Below are 15,653 nucleotides of genomic sequence, written 5' to 3' on the forward strand. Positions count from 1 at the left end.
CCTTATCTAACCTTTAGTACCGCCACTCGTTAATCCAGATACAAAATTCTTTTGTAACATAAAGAATAGAATGGAGATTGGAACCGCAATTAAGATTGCACCAGCGGCAAATAGTGCGACACGTTGATTTCGTGTGTCATTAATAAAAGTTTGTAAACCAACAGCGACCGTATATGATTCTTGACTTCTTAATAAGAATCTAGCTAACATGAAATCCCCGAAAGGTCCCATGAATGCCCATAAAGCTTGAACGGCGATCATAGGTCTAACCAGTGGTGTTACAATCTCCCAGAACGTTCTAATATGTCCGGCACCGTCAATTTTTGCGGATTCATCTAAGTCATAAGGTACTGTATCAAAGTATCCTTTCATTAAGTAAGTATTCATTGGAATACCTCCACCAATATAAAGGAATGAAAGGAACCAAAATTCATTAATCGCATCTAATAAGAAAGCCATGACGAAGAAGGCTGTTAAAGCTGCGGTTGTTGGAACCATTTGGATAATTAAAAACATCATTAAACTATTTTTTCGTCCCATAAAACGGTAACGACTGTATGCGTAACCTGCTAAAGTAACAATGGTTACTTGAACAATCATTGTACTGAAGGCTACGATTAATGTGTTGACATACCATCTACCATACATCGTCTCATCGAATAATCGTCTAAAGTTATCTAACGTCCATGTTGCATTTAAATCTAATGAGAAGGACGTGATATTACCTGCCTGAAAGGCTGAACTCGCTGTTACTAAAAGCGGGTACATGATAATAATCGATAAGACAATCATAAATAAATACGTTAAGATCTGTCCGATGAGTCTTTTTGCTTTCGCTGAACCTTTCTTCTTCATAATTATTCATCCTCCATGTTAAATGCATTTGTCCGTTTAAATACAATCAACGTCACACCAATAACGATAAATGATACGATGATTGTTAAAGCAGCTGCAAGTGAATATTGAGGGGAGTTATTCGTCGTCAGCTTGAATATCCAAGAAATTAAGATATCCGTCTGTCCGGCCCCGCCACCCGCACTTCCGGGTCCACCATCATTAAATAGATAGATCATAGTGAAGTTATTAAAATTCCCAGTATATTGAGTGACGAATACTGGAGCTGCTACAGCAAAGACTGTTGGCATTGTGATGTCACGGAAACGTCTAATAGCTCCAGCGCCATCAATTTTGGCTGCTTCATATAAATCTTCAGGAATCGCTTGTAAAATACTTGTCGTCATAACGTAAATATAAGGGAAACCTAACCAACCTTGAATCATAATAATTGCAACTTTGGTCCAATAAGGATCTGTCTTCCAAGCAATTCGTCCGATATCCATGAATGGGATAAAGTTATTTAGAAACGGAATAACTTGGGTGTTAATGGCTCCAACTGAATCGTTAAACATATTCGAGAATGACATAATTGTAATGAACGCAGGCACAGCCCACGGTAATAAGAAAATAACCCCAAAAATACGTTTACCTTTAATGAACGGTTGGTTAGCAATGACTGCTGTGAACACTCCTAAAACAATTTGTAATGTAGTCGCACATAGCGTCCAAATAATTGTCCAAGAGAATACCGATGTGAATGCATCACGGAAAGTACTTAAAGTGAATATATTAAGAAAGTTTTCTAAACCTACCCAACTTAATAATTTTGCCGGTGGCATATTCATAATACTGTAGTCCATGAATGCCATAAATATCGTTACGAGAACTGGGAATATAATTGCAAAGATCATTGCTAAGTATGCCGGTACAATTAATAAATATGGAAATCCATTTTTATATACATTATTAAAAAGTTCACGGAAAGTTTTATTTACGTGAATACCAGAGTTCCAGTGTGACGCCACTTTCTTCGCATCATAAATATTGAATACGTAGAAAAATAAAAATATGATAGTAACTAATACTTGTAGTGTTCCTCGAATCATCATAAATAATGAATGATCTTCCATCGGAGTTGTTCCAAGCGTTACTAAATCATATATGGCTTGAATTCCAAAAACATTTAATTCATAAACGAATAAAATTGCTACAGCTAAAAATAAGATACCTTTGATAATTTGCTTATTATAAAGTTGCCCAAGACCTGGGATAATTGACAAGGCAGCTGCCAATTTCTCATTTTTAATTGACTTTTTTTCTACTTCCATCATAAAGCCTCCTCTAATACTTCCCAAACTAATGATTAAAAAATCTGGCTGGCGTAGGCCAACCAGACATTGTTAGTTAATTTCAGTATTAATAATTTTGTTGAATTGTTTGCGTAATTAACTCAACTGCATCGTTTGCCGATTCTTCTGCAGTTTTAGTTCCGGAAGCTGCATCAAACATTAAACTTTCAGCTCCTACCCATACCTCGGCCATTTGAGGGATATTTGGCATTGGTACTGCGTTTTCATATACTTCAATTACAGCTGCTGTTAACTCGCTGTCTGATTGAGCTGCTTGCTCACGAGCTACTTGGTTCGCAGGAATTTCGCCTAAGCGTTCGTACATAATTGTTTGTTGCTCTTCACTAGTTACCCAGTTTAAGAACTCTTGTGCTAATTCAGTTTTTTCAGTAAAGGCTGAGACTGCCCATGCTTTCCCTCCACCAAATGGTTTGTATTCTTCACCATTAGGTAATGTTGGGATTGTTGTAGTAGCATAAGGAATTCCAGAGTTATTGAAATCATTTGCCATCCAAGGTCCAGTAATTACTGCAGCAGTATTACCTTCCATGAATGATTGGTTAATGAAGTCTGTAGCACTAGTTACGTCTAACATACCTTGTGGCCAAGTGTTTTGGTACCAGTTTGTTGCGTATTCAATAGCTTCGATAGCGCCTTCATTATTTAATCCAATGTCTTCAGTATTTGTTCCATCTTCACCAAATACATATCCACCGTAACCAGCCAATAGACCATAAGTCATATAGAAGTCAACCCAGTTAGTTAAGAAGCCAACGTTACGTCCTTCTTCATCTTCAAATGCGAAACGCTCATCTTGAGAAATCGCTTCTAATTCTTCAAATGTTTCAGGGGCAGCATCTAATAATTCTGTATTGTAGAACATTACTAATGTTTCAATAACAGTTGGCGCTCCATAAATTTGACCGTCCATAGTTACTTGTTGCTGATCTGTCTCATTGTAGCCAGCATCCTCATTCAGAGTCACAGGTTGGATTAAACCTTGCATACCTAATGAACCAATACGGTCATAAGGTGCGATAACTACGTCCGCTCCTGTTCCAGCAGGTCCATCTAATGCTAAACCATCTAATACTTCGAACATATCTGTGTCCCAAACTTCAACACTTACACCATGCTCTTCTTCAAAAGCTTCGATATTTTCAATAACATAGTCATAATGACCAGCGGCAGAGATAATGAGTGTTTCCTCTTGTGCTAATACTTCCTGTGCAGGTAGTAATACACTTGCAGCGACAGATGCTCCTAGAATTGCAGTTGTAGCACCAGTAACAATTTTTTTCCAATCAAATTTCATTGATTTTCCTCCTATTTTTGCGTTTGTGTAAACGCTTTAATTACTACAATTATAATACCGCAATCGTTTGCATTAATCAAGCGTTTTCAACTAAAAAATTCACATTTATTTCATAATTAGTAATTATTCACAAGTAAAGCCAGCGGCGTATTGGCTATATCTAGCTTTCCGTCTGTAATTGTTACTTTTTCATCTGATATTAAATTCGTATATTCGCCATCTGCGACTGGGAAATCGATGGATCCTTCTGAGTCTTTTAAGTTAAATACTCCATAGAAAGTTTGTTGAGCATTTTTATAATTTAAAGTCACTGTATTTGTCTCATTATCTGCTTCAAGTGAATATAAACCATCTAAGGGAACAAATTCTTTCTGAATTTGGGCTAACTTAGCTAAAAACTCGCTAATGTCATGTCCGCTATCCCAAGCAATTGGATCACGGTCAAATAAACTTGGTGTCATCTCGGCTAATACTTCTTGTCCGTTATAAATCAGTGACGATCCTTTTTGCATAAAGGTGAAGGCTGTCCACTGCATTAATTCACTGTCTTTTGGGATACGATGTCTAATTCGTAAGTGGTCATGGTTTTCTAAGTTTCTCATCTTCACATAATTCCAAGGATACGTGTAATCTTGTACTTTAAGACGTTCGATATACGCTTCGATATCAATCTTGCCTTCTAAATATAGTTCAAAATGATCATGAACATCATAGTCATAAGTCATATCAAAGGCTTGATAAATTTCACTGTCACTTAGTGCAATCATATCTTTTGATCTTAATTCTCGAATAAAACCAGGATGGACTGATTCGGATAACCAAATCACTTCTGAATTTATTTCCTCTACGGCTTCACGTGCTTGTAACCAAAACTCAATCGGCACTAAAGGTGCAACATCACATCTAAAGCCATCTACACCACGTTTAACCCATTGTTCTAGTGTTTCAATTTGGTAATTCCATAGGTCAGGATGCTTATAGTCTAAATCGACAATATCACTCCAATCACCGACTCGGTTTCCAAAATGACCTTCGGCTGTTTTATAAAACCAATCAGGGTGTTCATTAGCAAGGATAGAATCAGGCGACGTATGATTATAGACAATATCTATCATAACTTTCATTCCACGATTGTGGATTTCTTCAATTAATTCTTCAAAGTCCTCCATAGTACCGTAATTTGGGTCGACACTGCGGTAATCTTTAATCGCATATGGTGAGCCATCTTCCCCTTTGCGGCTCTCCTCACCTATAGGATACATCGGGAGAAACCAGACGATATCTGTGCCTAAATCTTTGATTCGATCTAACTCAGAAACGACTGCTTTGAATGTACCTTCTTCAGTGAAATTTCTAACAAAGATACTGTAAATTACAGACTTTCTTAAGTTAATACTTGTTTGTTTTGCCATTCAATCTTCCTTTCTTCATTTAGTAAAACGTTTGCATAAAATATACAAAAACAATCCCCTTTTGTAAAGTGAAATGTTAATTAAAATATAATTAACTTGAGTTATAATCTTTACAAAGGGGATGTATGAGTTTGACTATTTTAAATCTTCGAGTGCATGTTCTCTCATTGATTCTTCTAATTCTTTGGCTTGTCTTTCACTTTCTTCTGAACTTAATTCTAACTCTTCAGTAATGATTGCTTGGACTGGGTCAACTAAGGGATGCATCTCATCCGTTCTAAAGAGCATGTAGTTTGTCCGTCTTAAGAAGAAGTCTTCACTTGTTAGGTTAGCTTCTTCATGAATTGCATAGAGTAAACTCATCGCATCTTTAACTGGCAATGATAATTTATCTGCATATTCTTTGGCTTGATCTAAATATTCTAATACACGTTTCGCATTCGATCCGTATAAATTCGCTAAGTAATCAGCCTCTTCTGAATTCAGACCAGCTTCTTCATATAATTTAGCAAAGTCTGCGATTGATTTATCCACTCGCATTTTATCAAAATGTCCACCAGACACTTGATACGCTTTGGAATCAATTAAAGTAAATTCTCTATCGGTCTTTTTGTTTAAAGTATCGATAATGACTTTCATCGCGCCTTCGGCCATTTTACGGTAGTCAGTAATCTTACCGCCAGCAAGTGTCAGAAGTCCAGACTCACTAACAGATAAATCACTTCCACGAGAAATTGCGGATGGGTCGTTTCCAGACTCTGCATTATTACGATTCGCGTCACGAATTCCCTTCTCAACTTCGGCTCTTGGTACTCTTCCTTCATTATATTCAGTAAATAATAAAGCTAATTCGTCAAAACTTTCATCTGATAAAGCTCCATTATGCCCACCATTATAATCCAATCCACTGTTTCCTGAAATGAGTGGTCTTAGACCTGCCCAACTCGCTTCAATATCATCAATTGTAATCTTCGCATCTGGAAAACGTCGATTCACAATCTCAAGTAAATACTCAACGTCATGTAAGCTGACTTGAGGGTGTTTTAAATCACCATCATAATCTGTATCGGTTGTTCCAAAATACGTTTTAGTTTCTCTTGGTAGTACGAATACCATTCGTTTGTCACCTTCACCACTATCAAAGTATACGGGTGAATTAACAGGTAGCTTCTTAGCATCGACCACCAAATGAATCCCTTTAGTTGGGCGCATTTGAGGTGTTGTGTCAACTTCCGTATCAAGTGCTCGAATTGTATCACTCCATGGTCCGGTTGCATTAATAACTAACTGACTTTTCACTTTAAATGATTCTTGACTCAACATATCTTTAACAACGACAGACTGAATTCTTTGTTGATTATTATATTCAAAGCCTGTCACTTTTGCCCGACTTAAGACCGCTGCACCATCTTCATGGGCTTGCTTAATGTTTTCAATAACTAAGCGTGCATCATTATTACGATAGTCTAAGTAAAATCCACCGCCAATTAAATTTTCTTTAGCCAAGTTTGGTTGTCTTTCGATAACCTCTTCTCTTGTTAAGAGTTTATTCGCAAAGTCCGTCTCTTCGACACCAGCTAAACGGTCATATAAATCCATCGCCACTTCTAACTCTAATTGAGAAAAAGATGCGCCTGGTTCGTCATATAATGGTAGTAACATTGGATCTGGTTTCGGTATGTGCGGTGCAATGCCTTGAACAACTGCACGTTCCTGAACTGTTTCAGATACAACTTCTACATCAAATTGCTTCAAGTAACGTAAGCCACCATGTACTAATTTCGTTGAACGGCTACTTGTTCCTTCAGAAAAATCTTGCATTTCGAGCAAGGCCGTCTTCATTCCACTCGCCGCTGCTTGTACCGCCAGTCCAGCCCCAGTAATACCGCCACCAATGATTACTAAATCAAATGTATCTGCTTGTAACTGTTCAATTACTTCAGATCTTGAGCGATATGATAGAACTGCCACTACTCATCTCCTCCTTGAGATTTCTTAGCATAATATATTGTTGCGTCTACTGCATTTTCCCATCCTTCATATAAAGCTTCACGATTGTCTTCTGCCATATCGGGTTCGAATGTTTCCCCGACTTCAATTAATTGTTTCAATTCTTCTTGGTCTTTCCAATAACCTACAGCTAAACCAGCTAAGTAAGCTGAACCTAGAGCAGTCGTTTCTAATAATTTTGCACGTACAACTTTTACGTTCGCAATATCAGATTGGAATTGCATTAAGTATTGGTTCATTGCTGCCCCACCATCAACACGTAATTCCTCAATCTCTAAACCAGTATCTTTCTTCATTGTTTCTAATACGTCACGTGATTGATAAGCAATTGACTGTAATGTTGCTTTAACTAAATCTTCTTTAGTAGTACCGCGCGTTAAGCCATAAACTGAACCACGAGCTGCTGAGTTCCAATGCGGCGCACCTAAACCAGTAAATGCCGGCACTAGATATACTTCATCTTCACTTTTTGATTTATATGCCATCTCTTCAGTTTCTGGTGATTCTTTGAATAACTCAAGACCATCACGTAACCATTGAATCGCTGCTCCAGTAACGAAGATCGATCCTTCTAATGCATAGTGCACTTTACCATCAATGGCGTAACCAATTGTAGTAATTAAGTTGTTCTCAGAAGCTTTAGCTTCTTCACCCGTATTCATAATCATAAATGAACCTGTTCCGTAAGTATTTTTAACCATACCTGGTTCAAAAGCCATTTGTCCAAATAAGGCTGCTTGTTGGTCCCCTGCCATCCCTGCGATTGGCACTTCTTTTCCATAGAAATGATATGTCTTAGTGTATCCATAAACTTCAGAGTTTGATTTAACTTCTGGAAGCATTGAGGTTGGAATATTTAATAACTCTAGGATTTCCTCATCCCATTTTAGATCATGAATATTAAATAACATCGTACGAGCTGCGTTTGAATAGTCCGTGACGTGAACGTCTCCACCAGTTAATTTATAAACTAACCATGAATCAATTGTTCCGAATAATAATTCGCCGTTTTCAGCGCGTTCTTGTGCGCCATCAACTTTATCAAGAATCCAACGAACTTTAGTTGCTGAGAAGTACGCATCGATGACTAATCCAGTTTTGCCTTGAATCATATCTGTGTGTCCATCTTTAATTAATTGATTAGCGATTGAAGCCGTTTGACGAGATTGCCACACAATAGCATTGTAGATTGGTTTTCCAGTTTCTTTATCCCAGATGACAGTCGTTTCACGTTGATTTGTGATACCGATGGCTTCAATGTCTTTTGGTTGTAATTCACTTTCAATAATTGCTTTTGAAATTACCGCTTGTACATTGTTCCAAATCTTATTCGCATCATGCTCTACCCAACCACTTTGTGGGTAAATTTGTTCGAATTCTTCCTGGCCACTTCCAACGATTTCACCTTTTTTATTAACAATAATTGCACGTGAACTTGTTGTCCCTTGGTCGATTGACATAATATATTTTTCAGCCATTCATATTCTCTCCTTTTTTAATCTCAATGCGTCTCAAAAAATTAAATTCCTGCTAAAACTAGATTATAAATTAGACCTCCAACGATACCACCAACGATTGGTCCTAATACTGGAATCCAAGCATAGCCCCAGTCAGCGTTTCCTTTGTTTTTCATTGGTAAGAATTGATAAACGATACGTGGCCCTAAGTCACGAGCTGGGTTAATCGCATAACCGGTTGTTCCACCAAGTGAAAGTCCGATGGAAGCTACAATTGCACCAACGACGAATGGTCCAAAACCTGATGATAAGTTATTTGGTCCCATTGCCATTACACCAATCACTAGGACTGCAGTACCAACAACTTCACCAATGAAGTTTGACGTTGTATCACGAACAGCGGGTGCTGTTGAGAATGCGGCTAATTTAGTTTCTGGATCTGGTGTCATATCCCAATGTGGTAAATATTGTAACCAAACAACGACTTGCGCTAACATTGCCCCAATCATTTGAGCAATAATATACATAAATGCTGTACCCCAAGATACTTGTCCTAAGACTGCGAAAGCAATCGAAACTGCTGGGTTTAAGTGAGCTGGACTATAGAAACCTGACACAAGTACCCCTAAAGTTACCGCAAGACCCCAACCAAGTGTAATCATAATCCAACCTGTGTTTTCGCCCTTAGTTCCTTTTAACACATTACCTGCAACAACACCATTACCTAATAATACCAATATAAACGTCCCTAATAATTCTCCTACAAAATCCATAATTGCCTACCTCCATTTTTTTATTTGTTTATTTTTAACTCATTAAGCTGTACTTCAATTACTTCTATGTCTGCCTCTGCTTGTAATAGTGCACCGGCTGTATATGCTCCTTCAACTACTGGAACTTCATATACTTTCACTTCTTTATCTGACATTTCGACTGCCATTTCTAAATTCATCTTTGCACTTCCAAGATCAAAAAACGCGAGCAGTTTATCTTTTGGATTCTTTTCAATCATCTCTGAAGCGGCGTCAAACGTTGTTCCAATCTCGCCATCTTCGTCTCCACCAGCATGGGTAATACTGACATCTTTCGCTACTTCATCTAATAAATTATGAATTCCTTGAGCTATATCTTTCGAATGTGACATAATGACAATTCCATATTCCGACATTATTCTATGCCTCCTGCTTCTATAAATGCTTCAAATAATAATCCTGAGGAGTATGCACCAGGATCAATATGTCCAATTGAACGCTCGCCAACGTAGGAAGCTCTTCCTTTCGTTGCTTTCATATCTTTTGTGTTCTCAACGGCATCTTGGATCACTTTAGAAGTTAAAGTTCCTTCTTTGAGTGCTTTCACAACGGGTGACCATGTATCAATCATTGTCTTTTCGCCTTCAGTGGATTTACCACGTTTTTTAATTGCCTCCAATCCATCATTCATTGACTCTGCCAACACTGCTTCATTTTGCACACCTTTAGCTAGACCTAAAATTGCAGAACCATATAATGGACCCGCAGACCCTCCAACTTTACTCAAGAGATTTTTTGCTACCACTTTTAGAGCGTCTGCTGCTGTTTCTGGTTGATCGGTTTCTAAGCCTTCCATAACAGCTTTCATCCCACGGGACATATTATTCCCGTGGTCTGCATCACCAATAGGTGTGTCTAGTTCTGTTAATTTAACTTTTTCTGCTTGAACTTTTTCATTGAAAAGTTCCATCCATTTTAATACTACTTCTAATTCCATAAACCATCTCTCCTATTTCCAAGCAATTGTTTTCGCTGGTGCATTTAATGCTTCTAACCATTTCTCGTCTTTGAACTTAATCAATGTTAATGAAAGTCCCTGCATCTCTAGAGACGTCATGTTGTCGCCTACTTTTTTGAAACGAACATCAATATTTTTATCTTCGAGTAAGGCACGAACATCATTCATAAAGACATATTGTTCCATTAATGGCGTACCACCCATGCCGTTAATGAAGACACCAATCGACTCATCCTCTTTAATCTCGAATGATTCTAATAATTTAGTGACTAGTTCTGTAGCTAAGTCTTTTGAAGGTTTTAGCTTCTCAGAACGATAGCCTGGCTCACCGTGTATACCAACACCATATTCAATCTCATCATCAGCTAAATTAAAGCTTGGCTTACCACCTTCAGGCGTTGTTGCCCCAGTTAAAGCGAGACCAATTGTATGAATATTTGGGACAAATGCATCTGCTATTTCTTTGATTTCTGCTAAAGACTTCCCTTGATCAGCAAAGTAGCCCACTATCTTATGCACTAAGACTGTCCCTGCTACCCCTCGCTTACCTTGAGTGTACAGTGAGTCTTCGACTCCAATATCATCGTCTACTATAATTGTTTCTACTTCGATGTCTTCCATCTCAGCTAATTCTTGTGCCATTTCGAAGTTCATAACGTCTCCTGAGTAATTTTTGATTACTAAGAATACACCTGCTCCTTCATCTGCTGCCTTAATTGCTTCTAGTATTTGATCTGGTGCTGGGGAAGTGAATACTGGACCACTTACCGCTGCAGTTAACATACCCTCACCTACGAAACCTGCGTGCGATGGCTCATGACCGGCACCACCACCAGATACAACTGCCACTCGATTCTTTTTCTCAGAAGTACGGACAATCACATCAAACCCAGATAATCTTTCTACAATGTCATTGTGCGCATATGCTAATCCCTCTAACATTTCATCAACAATTTGACTCGGATTATTCATAATTTTCTTCATGAAACGACACTCTCCTTATTCTTTTGATGTCTTAATCTTACTAGATGAAAACGCTTATATCAATTATTTTCAACCATTCTCACTTATTAAACTTATTTATGTGAACCTTAAGGCAGACTTCTAAGCTTCGCAAACGTCTTATGAAAATATTTATGCTACAATTATCCCAATATTTAGAAGAAAGAGGTCATTAGTAAATGCAAAATTATACAACGAAGCATCAATTAGAACACAGAACAATCCGCTTCTTTAAAAATAAGCCAGTTGATTCCGACTTAAGAAATAAGCTATTCACGATTATGAACCGGACAGCGACAAGTTCTGGAATGCAAACATATTCTGTGATTCGCGTCACGGACCAAGCGAAAAAGGACCAAATCGCTGAAGTGTGTAAACAGCTTATGTAGCGGAAGCACCTGAATTAATAATCTTTGTGGTAGATACTTTCCGTATGATGCAAATTGCTGAAGAGAAAGGATACAAAGGTGAGAGTTACCGAACGATGGATGTCTTTTTCCAAGGAGTTGCGGATGCATACTTAGCTGCACAAAATTTGACGACCGCAATTGAATCATACGATCTCGGCGCAGTTTACTTAGGAAGTATTCTAAATGACCCGCAAGAAATTATCGATATCTTAGAGCTACCTGAATTAACGTTTCCCATGGTTGGCATGTTGTTTGGTTATCCTGATGATAATCCTCAATTAAAACCGAGAATGGACCTTAAATATAAAGTAGGAGAAAATTCATATCCTTATGTGGCTGAAATAACTACTGAACTGAAAGAGTATGATGAAGAGATGTCGTATTATTATGACACCCGTGAAAAAAATCGTCGATCTGATACATACACCGATCAAGTGGTTCGTAAATTAAGTACACCGAATCCATTACGTCAAAAATTACTGCAAGTTGTTGAAAAGCAAGGGTTTGATTTAATGGTCGATGAATAGTTGGAATGAAAAAAGCCCCAGCCTTCCTGATTAGTTGGAAGACTGGGGCTATCAATGTGTGAATTTGATGGTTCTATTTTTTTAAACTGCAAGCCAAATTTCGCTATAAACGTTATCTTGGGATCGATCAAATTGTGTAAACGTAATTTCAGGTGCTTCGACTAATTCAATTTTCGATGATGGTAACCATTCTGAATATATCTTCTCCCATGTATCTTGCAATGTTTTAGGAAAGATCCTTTATTTGGAAATATTACCCACGTATGTTTTTCGACATTTACTTGTTCTAAATCCCCAAAGGTATTGTCCTCTGTAGTTAAAAAGTCAATCATATGAGTGCGTTCCCCTTTTTCATCAAATCCTTTGCCATCAAACTTATATGATGCGTTGACGACTTGATTTGGATACAATCCTGTTAGTTGGTGAATTTCTGCTTTTTGTTGTTTTGTAATGAACTTAGCTAAATTGGCAATATGGTTATTTTCACCTTCAAATTGAATGGGTACTGTCGCCTTAACACCAACGATATTAAACGCTTCTTTATGATCGTTTTTAAATTCTATTGTTTCACCTCCTCGAATATCTATATAGAATGTGAGTTTAAAATACGACTTCTTGAATGTTATTCTTAATGACTTCGGAAGGAAGATAATCACTCCACTCCCGAAAGGCTCTAGAAAAACCCTCCACGGATTGATAACCAAATCTTAATACAACATCTGTAACATTGTATTCTTCCTCACCTCTATATAATAACGAGTATCTTTGGATTCCACTTGATATTTCTAATACACAGAGTGTTGCATCTAGGAAATTATTACAAAATAAAAAAGCAGCCTATTGCTAGGCTGCCCTGAATTTTTAATGTGAATTATAGTTTAACGATGTTAGTCGCTTGCTCTCCACGTTGTCCTTCTTCGATATCAAAAGAAACTTGTTGTCCTTCTTCTAAAGTTTTGAACCCATCACCTTGGATAGCTGAGAAATGTGCAAAAACATCTCCACCATTTTCGCGTTCGATAAATCCGAAACCTTTGTCTGCGTTAAACCATTTAACTGTACCTGTATTCATAAAAAATTTCCTCCATGTGTGCTCTATGCACGTTGTATTTGCAATATATCGTTTTAAAATTGTTGGATTTAATCTAAAATGAATAAAAAGCCAATTAATTTGTTAACTAATAATACTACAATTAATACTATAACATTGGATCTAGAAAATGTAAAGCTTTTTAACAAAATAGTTTTAACTTTTTATAATTCTGTTTATAAGCTGTGTTTCTGACTGAAATAAGTGAAAACGCTTAACAAAAGACTTGAACAGGGATATAATATATTTATATAGGAATGTTCTAATGCTTACGTTTCTTTATGTCAGCAATATTATTTAAATAAAATTTGAAAGGTTGGTAATTATGGGAACTATTAGGAATCACTCGACTGAAACTATTCGCAAAAGTAAACCGCACTTCTCTTCTTTAAAGACAACTGTTGAAACTGCCTTTTATTCAAATAATACACGAGAAATTACTTCTGTCAAAGAAGCGTATGAATTGGCTAAAAATGCACCGCAAACAATTGTATTAGATGCTAACGTTAAACATGCTGAGGAATTAGAATTGCCGCAAGACGCAAATATTTTACTTGTAAATGATGGTGCAACAGTAGGTAGAACTGCACAGGCCCGACGAATCGTCGGATTAGATTCAAAGGAAGATAAAGAACTCTTCCCTATTGTTCGTGAGGCGATTTACGATGCGAGCTTTAGACCCTTTATCAAATCAACCGGTATCGTTGGTTTAGATGAAGACTTTATGGTGCGCGCTCACATTACAATGCCTGAAAAAGAAAGTAATAATATGTATTCTTGGTTAATGAACTTCCAGATCTTAAATGATACGTATGCAAATCGTTACCAAAACTCTAAGGAATATGACGAGAATGATATTTATATTTTCTTTGATCCTGATTGGACCCATCCTGATTATCCTCTGGGCTTATCATATATTGATGCAGATCAAAATGCTGCCTGTATCTTAGGTATGAACTACTTTGGTGAAATTAAAAAAGGAACGTTAACGCTAGCTTGGGCATCTGCTCATCGTAATAAATACGTGGCTTGTCATGGTGGTTTAAAGAAATTTAAGTCAAAAGACAACGAAAATCATGTTGCTTCTTTCTTTGGACTGTCTGGTTCAGGAAAATCTACTTTAACTCATGCCAAACACGACGACAAATACGAAATCGAAGTCCTTCATGACGATTCATTTATTATTAGTACTGAAGACGGTTCATCTGTCGCTTTAGAGCCATCATACTTTGATAAGACAAGTGACTACCCTGCTGGACATGTGGAACAAGATTATTTTGTCACTGTTCAAAACGTTGGAGTTACATTAAATGAAAATAATGAACGCGTGCTTGTCACTGAAGATATTCGAAATGGGAATGGCCGTACTGTTAAGTCTAGATATTCGACACCTAACCGGGTTGATAAGATTGAAGATCCAATTAATGCTATCTACTGGATTATGAAAGATGACGCATTACCACCTTTAGTTAAAATAACAGATCCACTACTTGCATCAACCTTTGGTTGTACTTTAGCTACAAAACGAACAAGTGCTGAGAATACAACAGATAGTTTAGACCAATTAGTTATTGAACCTTACGCAAATCCATTTCGGGCATATCCATTAGTAGAAGATTTTGACAAATTTAAGTCATTATTCGAAGACGGCGTAGATGCCTACATCATTAACACAGGTGAATTCCTTGGTGAAAAAGTAACTCCTGAAGATTCCCTCGGTGTTATTGAAGCAATTGTTGAAGGCAAAGGTGAATTTGAAAACTTTGGACCAATCAAAAGTTTCGAGTACCTTCCATTAGATAAGTTCCCTGTTCCATTCGATGATCCTGAATATACAAAATTATTAAAAGCCAGAATGCAAGTTCGATTAGACTACATTCAAAATTACAACAAAGAAAATCCTGAAGATAGCTTACCTGAAGAAATTACTCAAGCGCTAAAAGAGTTAGTTGATTCATTAAGCTAGGTTTGGATTTGGTTATTCCCCCATTGCCTGTGAATGGCAATGGGGTTTTTTGGTTAATGGGACAGGTCATGTGATGACTGGGGGAATTAGACGGTTAACGGGACAGGTCATTCTGTGACAGGGGAAATTAGACGGTTAACGGGACAGGTCATTCTGTGACAGGGGAAATTAGACGGTTAACAGGACGGGTCATGGAGTGACACGGGAAATTAGACGGTTAACGGGACTGGTCATCTAGTGACAAGGGAAATTAGACGGTTAACGGGACTGGTCATCTAGTGACAAGGGAAATTAGACGGTTAACGGGACTGGTCATGGAGTGACATGGGAGATTAGACGGTTAACAGGACTGGTCATGGAGTGACACGGGAAATTAGACAGCTACCGGGACGCGTCATTCTGTGACAGGGGAAATTGGAATCCCGCCCCCTCTTTCCCCATTCAAATTCATCTAAAATCCTATGATCGGTTAATATTTATGAATTATTTAAGAAGTTTAAGAAAAATG

At 37.5% G+C, this 15,653-nt stretch carries 16 protein-coding genes; 3 read left to right on the forward strand and 13 right to left on the reverse strand.

Annotated features, from left to right (window positions below):
* Positions 1 to 6: 6 nt before the first annotated feature.
* The 10 genes from ACEN3Z_RS04995 to dhaK form a co-directional block, all read right to left on the reverse strand.
* Positions 7 to 855, reverse strand: coding sequence for a sugar ABC transporter permease (locus tag ACEN3Z_RS04995; protein WP_138405110.1), 849 nt, complete (start codon positions 853 to 855; stop codon positions 7 to 9).
* Between the two features lie 2 nt (positions 856 to 857).
* Positions 858 to 2,165 (reverse strand): carbohydrate ABC transporter permease, encoded by a 1,308-nt coding sequence (locus ACEN3Z_RS05000; RefSeq protein ID WP_407089912.1) that lies wholly within the window; start codon positions 2,163 to 2,165, stop codon positions 858 to 860.
* 88 nt (positions 2,166 to 2,253) lie between these two features.
* Positions 2,254 to 3,501 (reverse strand): extracellular solute-binding protein, encoded by a 1,248-nt coding sequence (locus ACEN3Z_RS05005; protein WP_138405108.1) that lies wholly within the window; start codon positions 3,499 to 3,501, stop codon positions 2,254 to 2,256.
* 116 nt (positions 3,502 to 3,617) lie between these two features.
* The gene (locus ACEN3Z_RS05010) at positions 3,618 to 4,913 is read right to left on the reverse strand and encodes an alpha-amylase family glycosyl hydrolase (protein WP_407089893.1); all 1,296 of its coding nucleotides are present in this window, start codon (positions 4,911 to 4,913) and stop codon (positions 3,618 to 3,620) included.
* A gap of 135 nt (positions 4,914 to 5,048) precedes the next feature.
* Positions 5,049 to 6,884 (reverse strand): type 1 glycerol-3-phosphate oxidase, encoded by a 1,836-nt coding sequence (gene glpO / locus ACEN3Z_RS05015; RefSeq protein WP_138405106.1) that lies wholly within the window; start codon positions 6,882 to 6,884, stop codon positions 5,049 to 5,051.
* Positions 6,884 to 8,401: a glycerol kinase GlpK gene (glpK, locus tag ACEN3Z_RS05020; protein WP_407089894.1), complete on the reverse strand. Its 1,518-nt coding sequence runs from the start codon at positions 8,399 to 8,401 to the stop codon at positions 6,884 to 6,886. Before glpK ends, glpO begins: the two co-directional genes overlap by 1 nt.
* 41 nt (positions 8,402 to 8,442) lie before the next feature.
* Positions 8,443 to 9,156, reverse strand: a complete 714-nt coding sequence (locus ACEN3Z_RS05025; RefSeq protein ID WP_138405104.1) for an MIP/aquaporin family protein — start codon at positions 9,154 to 9,156, stop codon at positions 8,443 to 8,445.
* 17 nt (positions 9,157 to 9,173) lie between these two features.
* The gene (dhaM, locus tag ACEN3Z_RS05030; RefSeq protein WP_338489610.1) at positions 9,174 to 9,548 is read right to left on the reverse strand and encodes a dihydroxyacetone kinase phosphoryl donor subunit DhaM; all 375 of its coding nucleotides are present in this window, start codon (positions 9,546 to 9,548) and stop codon (positions 9,174 to 9,176) included.
* A complete protein-coding gene (dhaL, locus tag ACEN3Z_RS05035) occupies positions 9,548 to 10,129 on the reverse strand; it encodes a dihydroxyacetone kinase subunit DhaL (RefSeq protein WP_407089895.1) in 582 nt (193 codons plus the stop codon). Before dhaL ends, dhaM begins: the two co-directional genes overlap by 1 nt.
* Positions 10,130 to 10,141: 12 nt before the next feature.
* A complete protein-coding gene (gene dhaK, locus ACEN3Z_RS05040; RefSeq protein WP_407089896.1) occupies positions 10,142 to 11,134 on the reverse strand; it encodes a dihydroxyacetone kinase subunit DhaK in 993 nt (330 codons plus the stop codon).
* A gap of 197 nt (positions 11,135 to 11,331) precedes the next feature.
* On the opposite strand from dhaK, the gene ACEN3Z_RS05045 reads away from it, so the two are divergent.
* Together ACEN3Z_RS05045 and ACEN3Z_RS05050 are read left to right on the forward strand one after the other, a co-directional pair.
* A complete protein-coding gene (locus ACEN3Z_RS05045; RefSeq protein WP_407089897.1) occupies positions 11,332 to 11,541 on the forward strand; it encodes a nitroreductase family protein in 210 nt (69 codons plus the stop codon).
* A 26-nt stretch (positions 11,542 to 11,567) separates the two neighbouring features.
* Positions 11,568 to 12,089, forward strand: coding sequence for a nitroreductase family protein (locus tag ACEN3Z_RS05050; protein ID WP_407089898.1), 522 nt, complete (start codon positions 11,568 to 11,570; stop codon positions 12,087 to 12,089).
* Positions 12,090 to 12,170: 81 nt separating this feature from the next.
* On the opposite strand, the gene ACEN3Z_RS05055 is transcribed toward ACEN3Z_RS05050, so the two are convergent.
* The 3 genes from ACEN3Z_RS05055 to ACEN3Z_RS05065 form a co-directional block, all read right to left on the reverse strand.
* Positions 12,171 to 12,311 (reverse strand): hypothetical protein, encoded by a 141-nt coding sequence (locus ACEN3Z_RS05055; RefSeq protein WP_407089900.1) that lies wholly within the window; start codon positions 12,309 to 12,311, stop codon positions 12,171 to 12,173.
* The gene (locus tag ACEN3Z_RS05060) at positions 12,251 to 12,793 is read right to left on the reverse strand and encodes a GyrI-like domain-containing protein (protein WP_407089901.1); all 543 of its coding nucleotides are present in this window, start codon (positions 12,791 to 12,793) and stop codon (positions 12,251 to 12,253) included. The genes ACEN3Z_RS05055 and ACEN3Z_RS05060 overlap by 61 nt, the downstream gene beginning before the upstream one ends.
* A 167-nt stretch (positions 12,794 to 12,960) precedes the next feature.
* Positions 12,961 to 13,161 carry a cold-shock protein gene (locus ACEN3Z_RS05065; RefSeq protein ID WP_138405099.1) on the reverse strand — a complete coding sequence of 67 codons (201 nt, stop codon included), beginning with the start codon at positions 13,159 to 13,161 and terminating at the stop codon, positions 12,961 to 12,963.
* Positions 13,162 to 13,504: 343 nt separating this feature from the next.
* On the opposite strand from ACEN3Z_RS05065, the gene ACEN3Z_RS05070 reads away from it, so the two are divergent.
* Positions 13,505 to 15,145: a phosphoenolpyruvate carboxykinase (ATP) gene (locus ACEN3Z_RS05070; protein WP_407089903.1), complete on the forward strand. Its 1,641-nt coding sequence runs from the start codon at positions 13,505 to 13,507 to the stop codon at positions 15,143 to 15,145.
* Positions 15,146 to 15,653 lie beyond the last annotated feature (508 nt).

The sequence above is a fragment of the Ruoffia sp. FAM 26254 genome (assembly GCF_045528545.1).
Taxonomy (GTDB): Bacteria; Bacillota; Bacilli; order Lactobacillales; family Aerococcaceae; genus Ruoffia; species Ruoffia halotolerans.

What these genes read in the sequence shown, in the direction of transcription:
- glpK (WP_407089894.1), bottom strand. Translation starts at nt 8,401, where the DNA reads ATGGCTGAAAAATATATTATGTCAATCGACCAAGGGACAACAAGTTCA.
- ACEN3Z_RS04995 (WP_138405110.1), bottom strand. Translation starts at nt 855, where the DNA reads ATGAAGAAGAAAGGTTCAGCGAAAGCAAAAAGACTCATCGGACAGATC.
- dhaM (WP_338489610.1), bottom strand. Translation starts at nt 9,548, where the DNA reads ATGTCGGAATATGGAATTGTCATTATGTCACATTCGAAAGATATAGCT.
- ACEN3Z_RS05005 (WP_138405108.1), bottom strand. Translation starts at nt 3,501, where the DNA reads ATGAAATTTGATTGGAAAAAAATTGTTACTGGTGCTACAACTGCAATT.
- dhaL (WP_407089895.1), bottom strand. Translation starts at nt 10,129, where the DNA reads ATGGAATTAGAAGTAGTATTAAAATGGATGGAACTTTTCAATGAAAAA.
- ACEN3Z_RS05045 (WP_407089897.1), top strand. Translation starts at nt 11,332, where the DNA reads ATGCAAAATTATACAACGAAGCATCAATTAGAACACAGAACAATCCGC.
- ACEN3Z_RS05000 (WP_407089912.1), bottom strand. Translation starts at nt 2,165, where the DNA reads ATGGAAGTAGAAAAAAAGTCAATTAAAAATGAGAAATTGGCAGCTGCC.
- ACEN3Z_RS05070 (WP_407089903.1), top strand. Translation starts at nt 13,505, where the DNA reads ATGGGAACTATTAGGAATCACTCGACTGAAACTATTCGCAAAAGTAAA.
- ACEN3Z_RS05065 (WP_138405099.1), bottom strand. Translation starts at nt 13,161, where the DNA reads ATGAATACAGGTACAGTTAAATGGTTTAACGCAGACAAAGGTTTCGGA.
- dhaK (WP_407089896.1), bottom strand. Translation starts at nt 11,134, where the DNA reads ATGAAGAAAATTATGAATAATCCGAGTCAAATTGTTGATGAAATGTTA.
- ACEN3Z_RS05010 (WP_407089893.1), bottom strand. Translation starts at nt 4,913, where the DNA reads ATGGCAAAACAAACAAGTATTAACTTAAGAAAGTCTGTAATTTACAGT.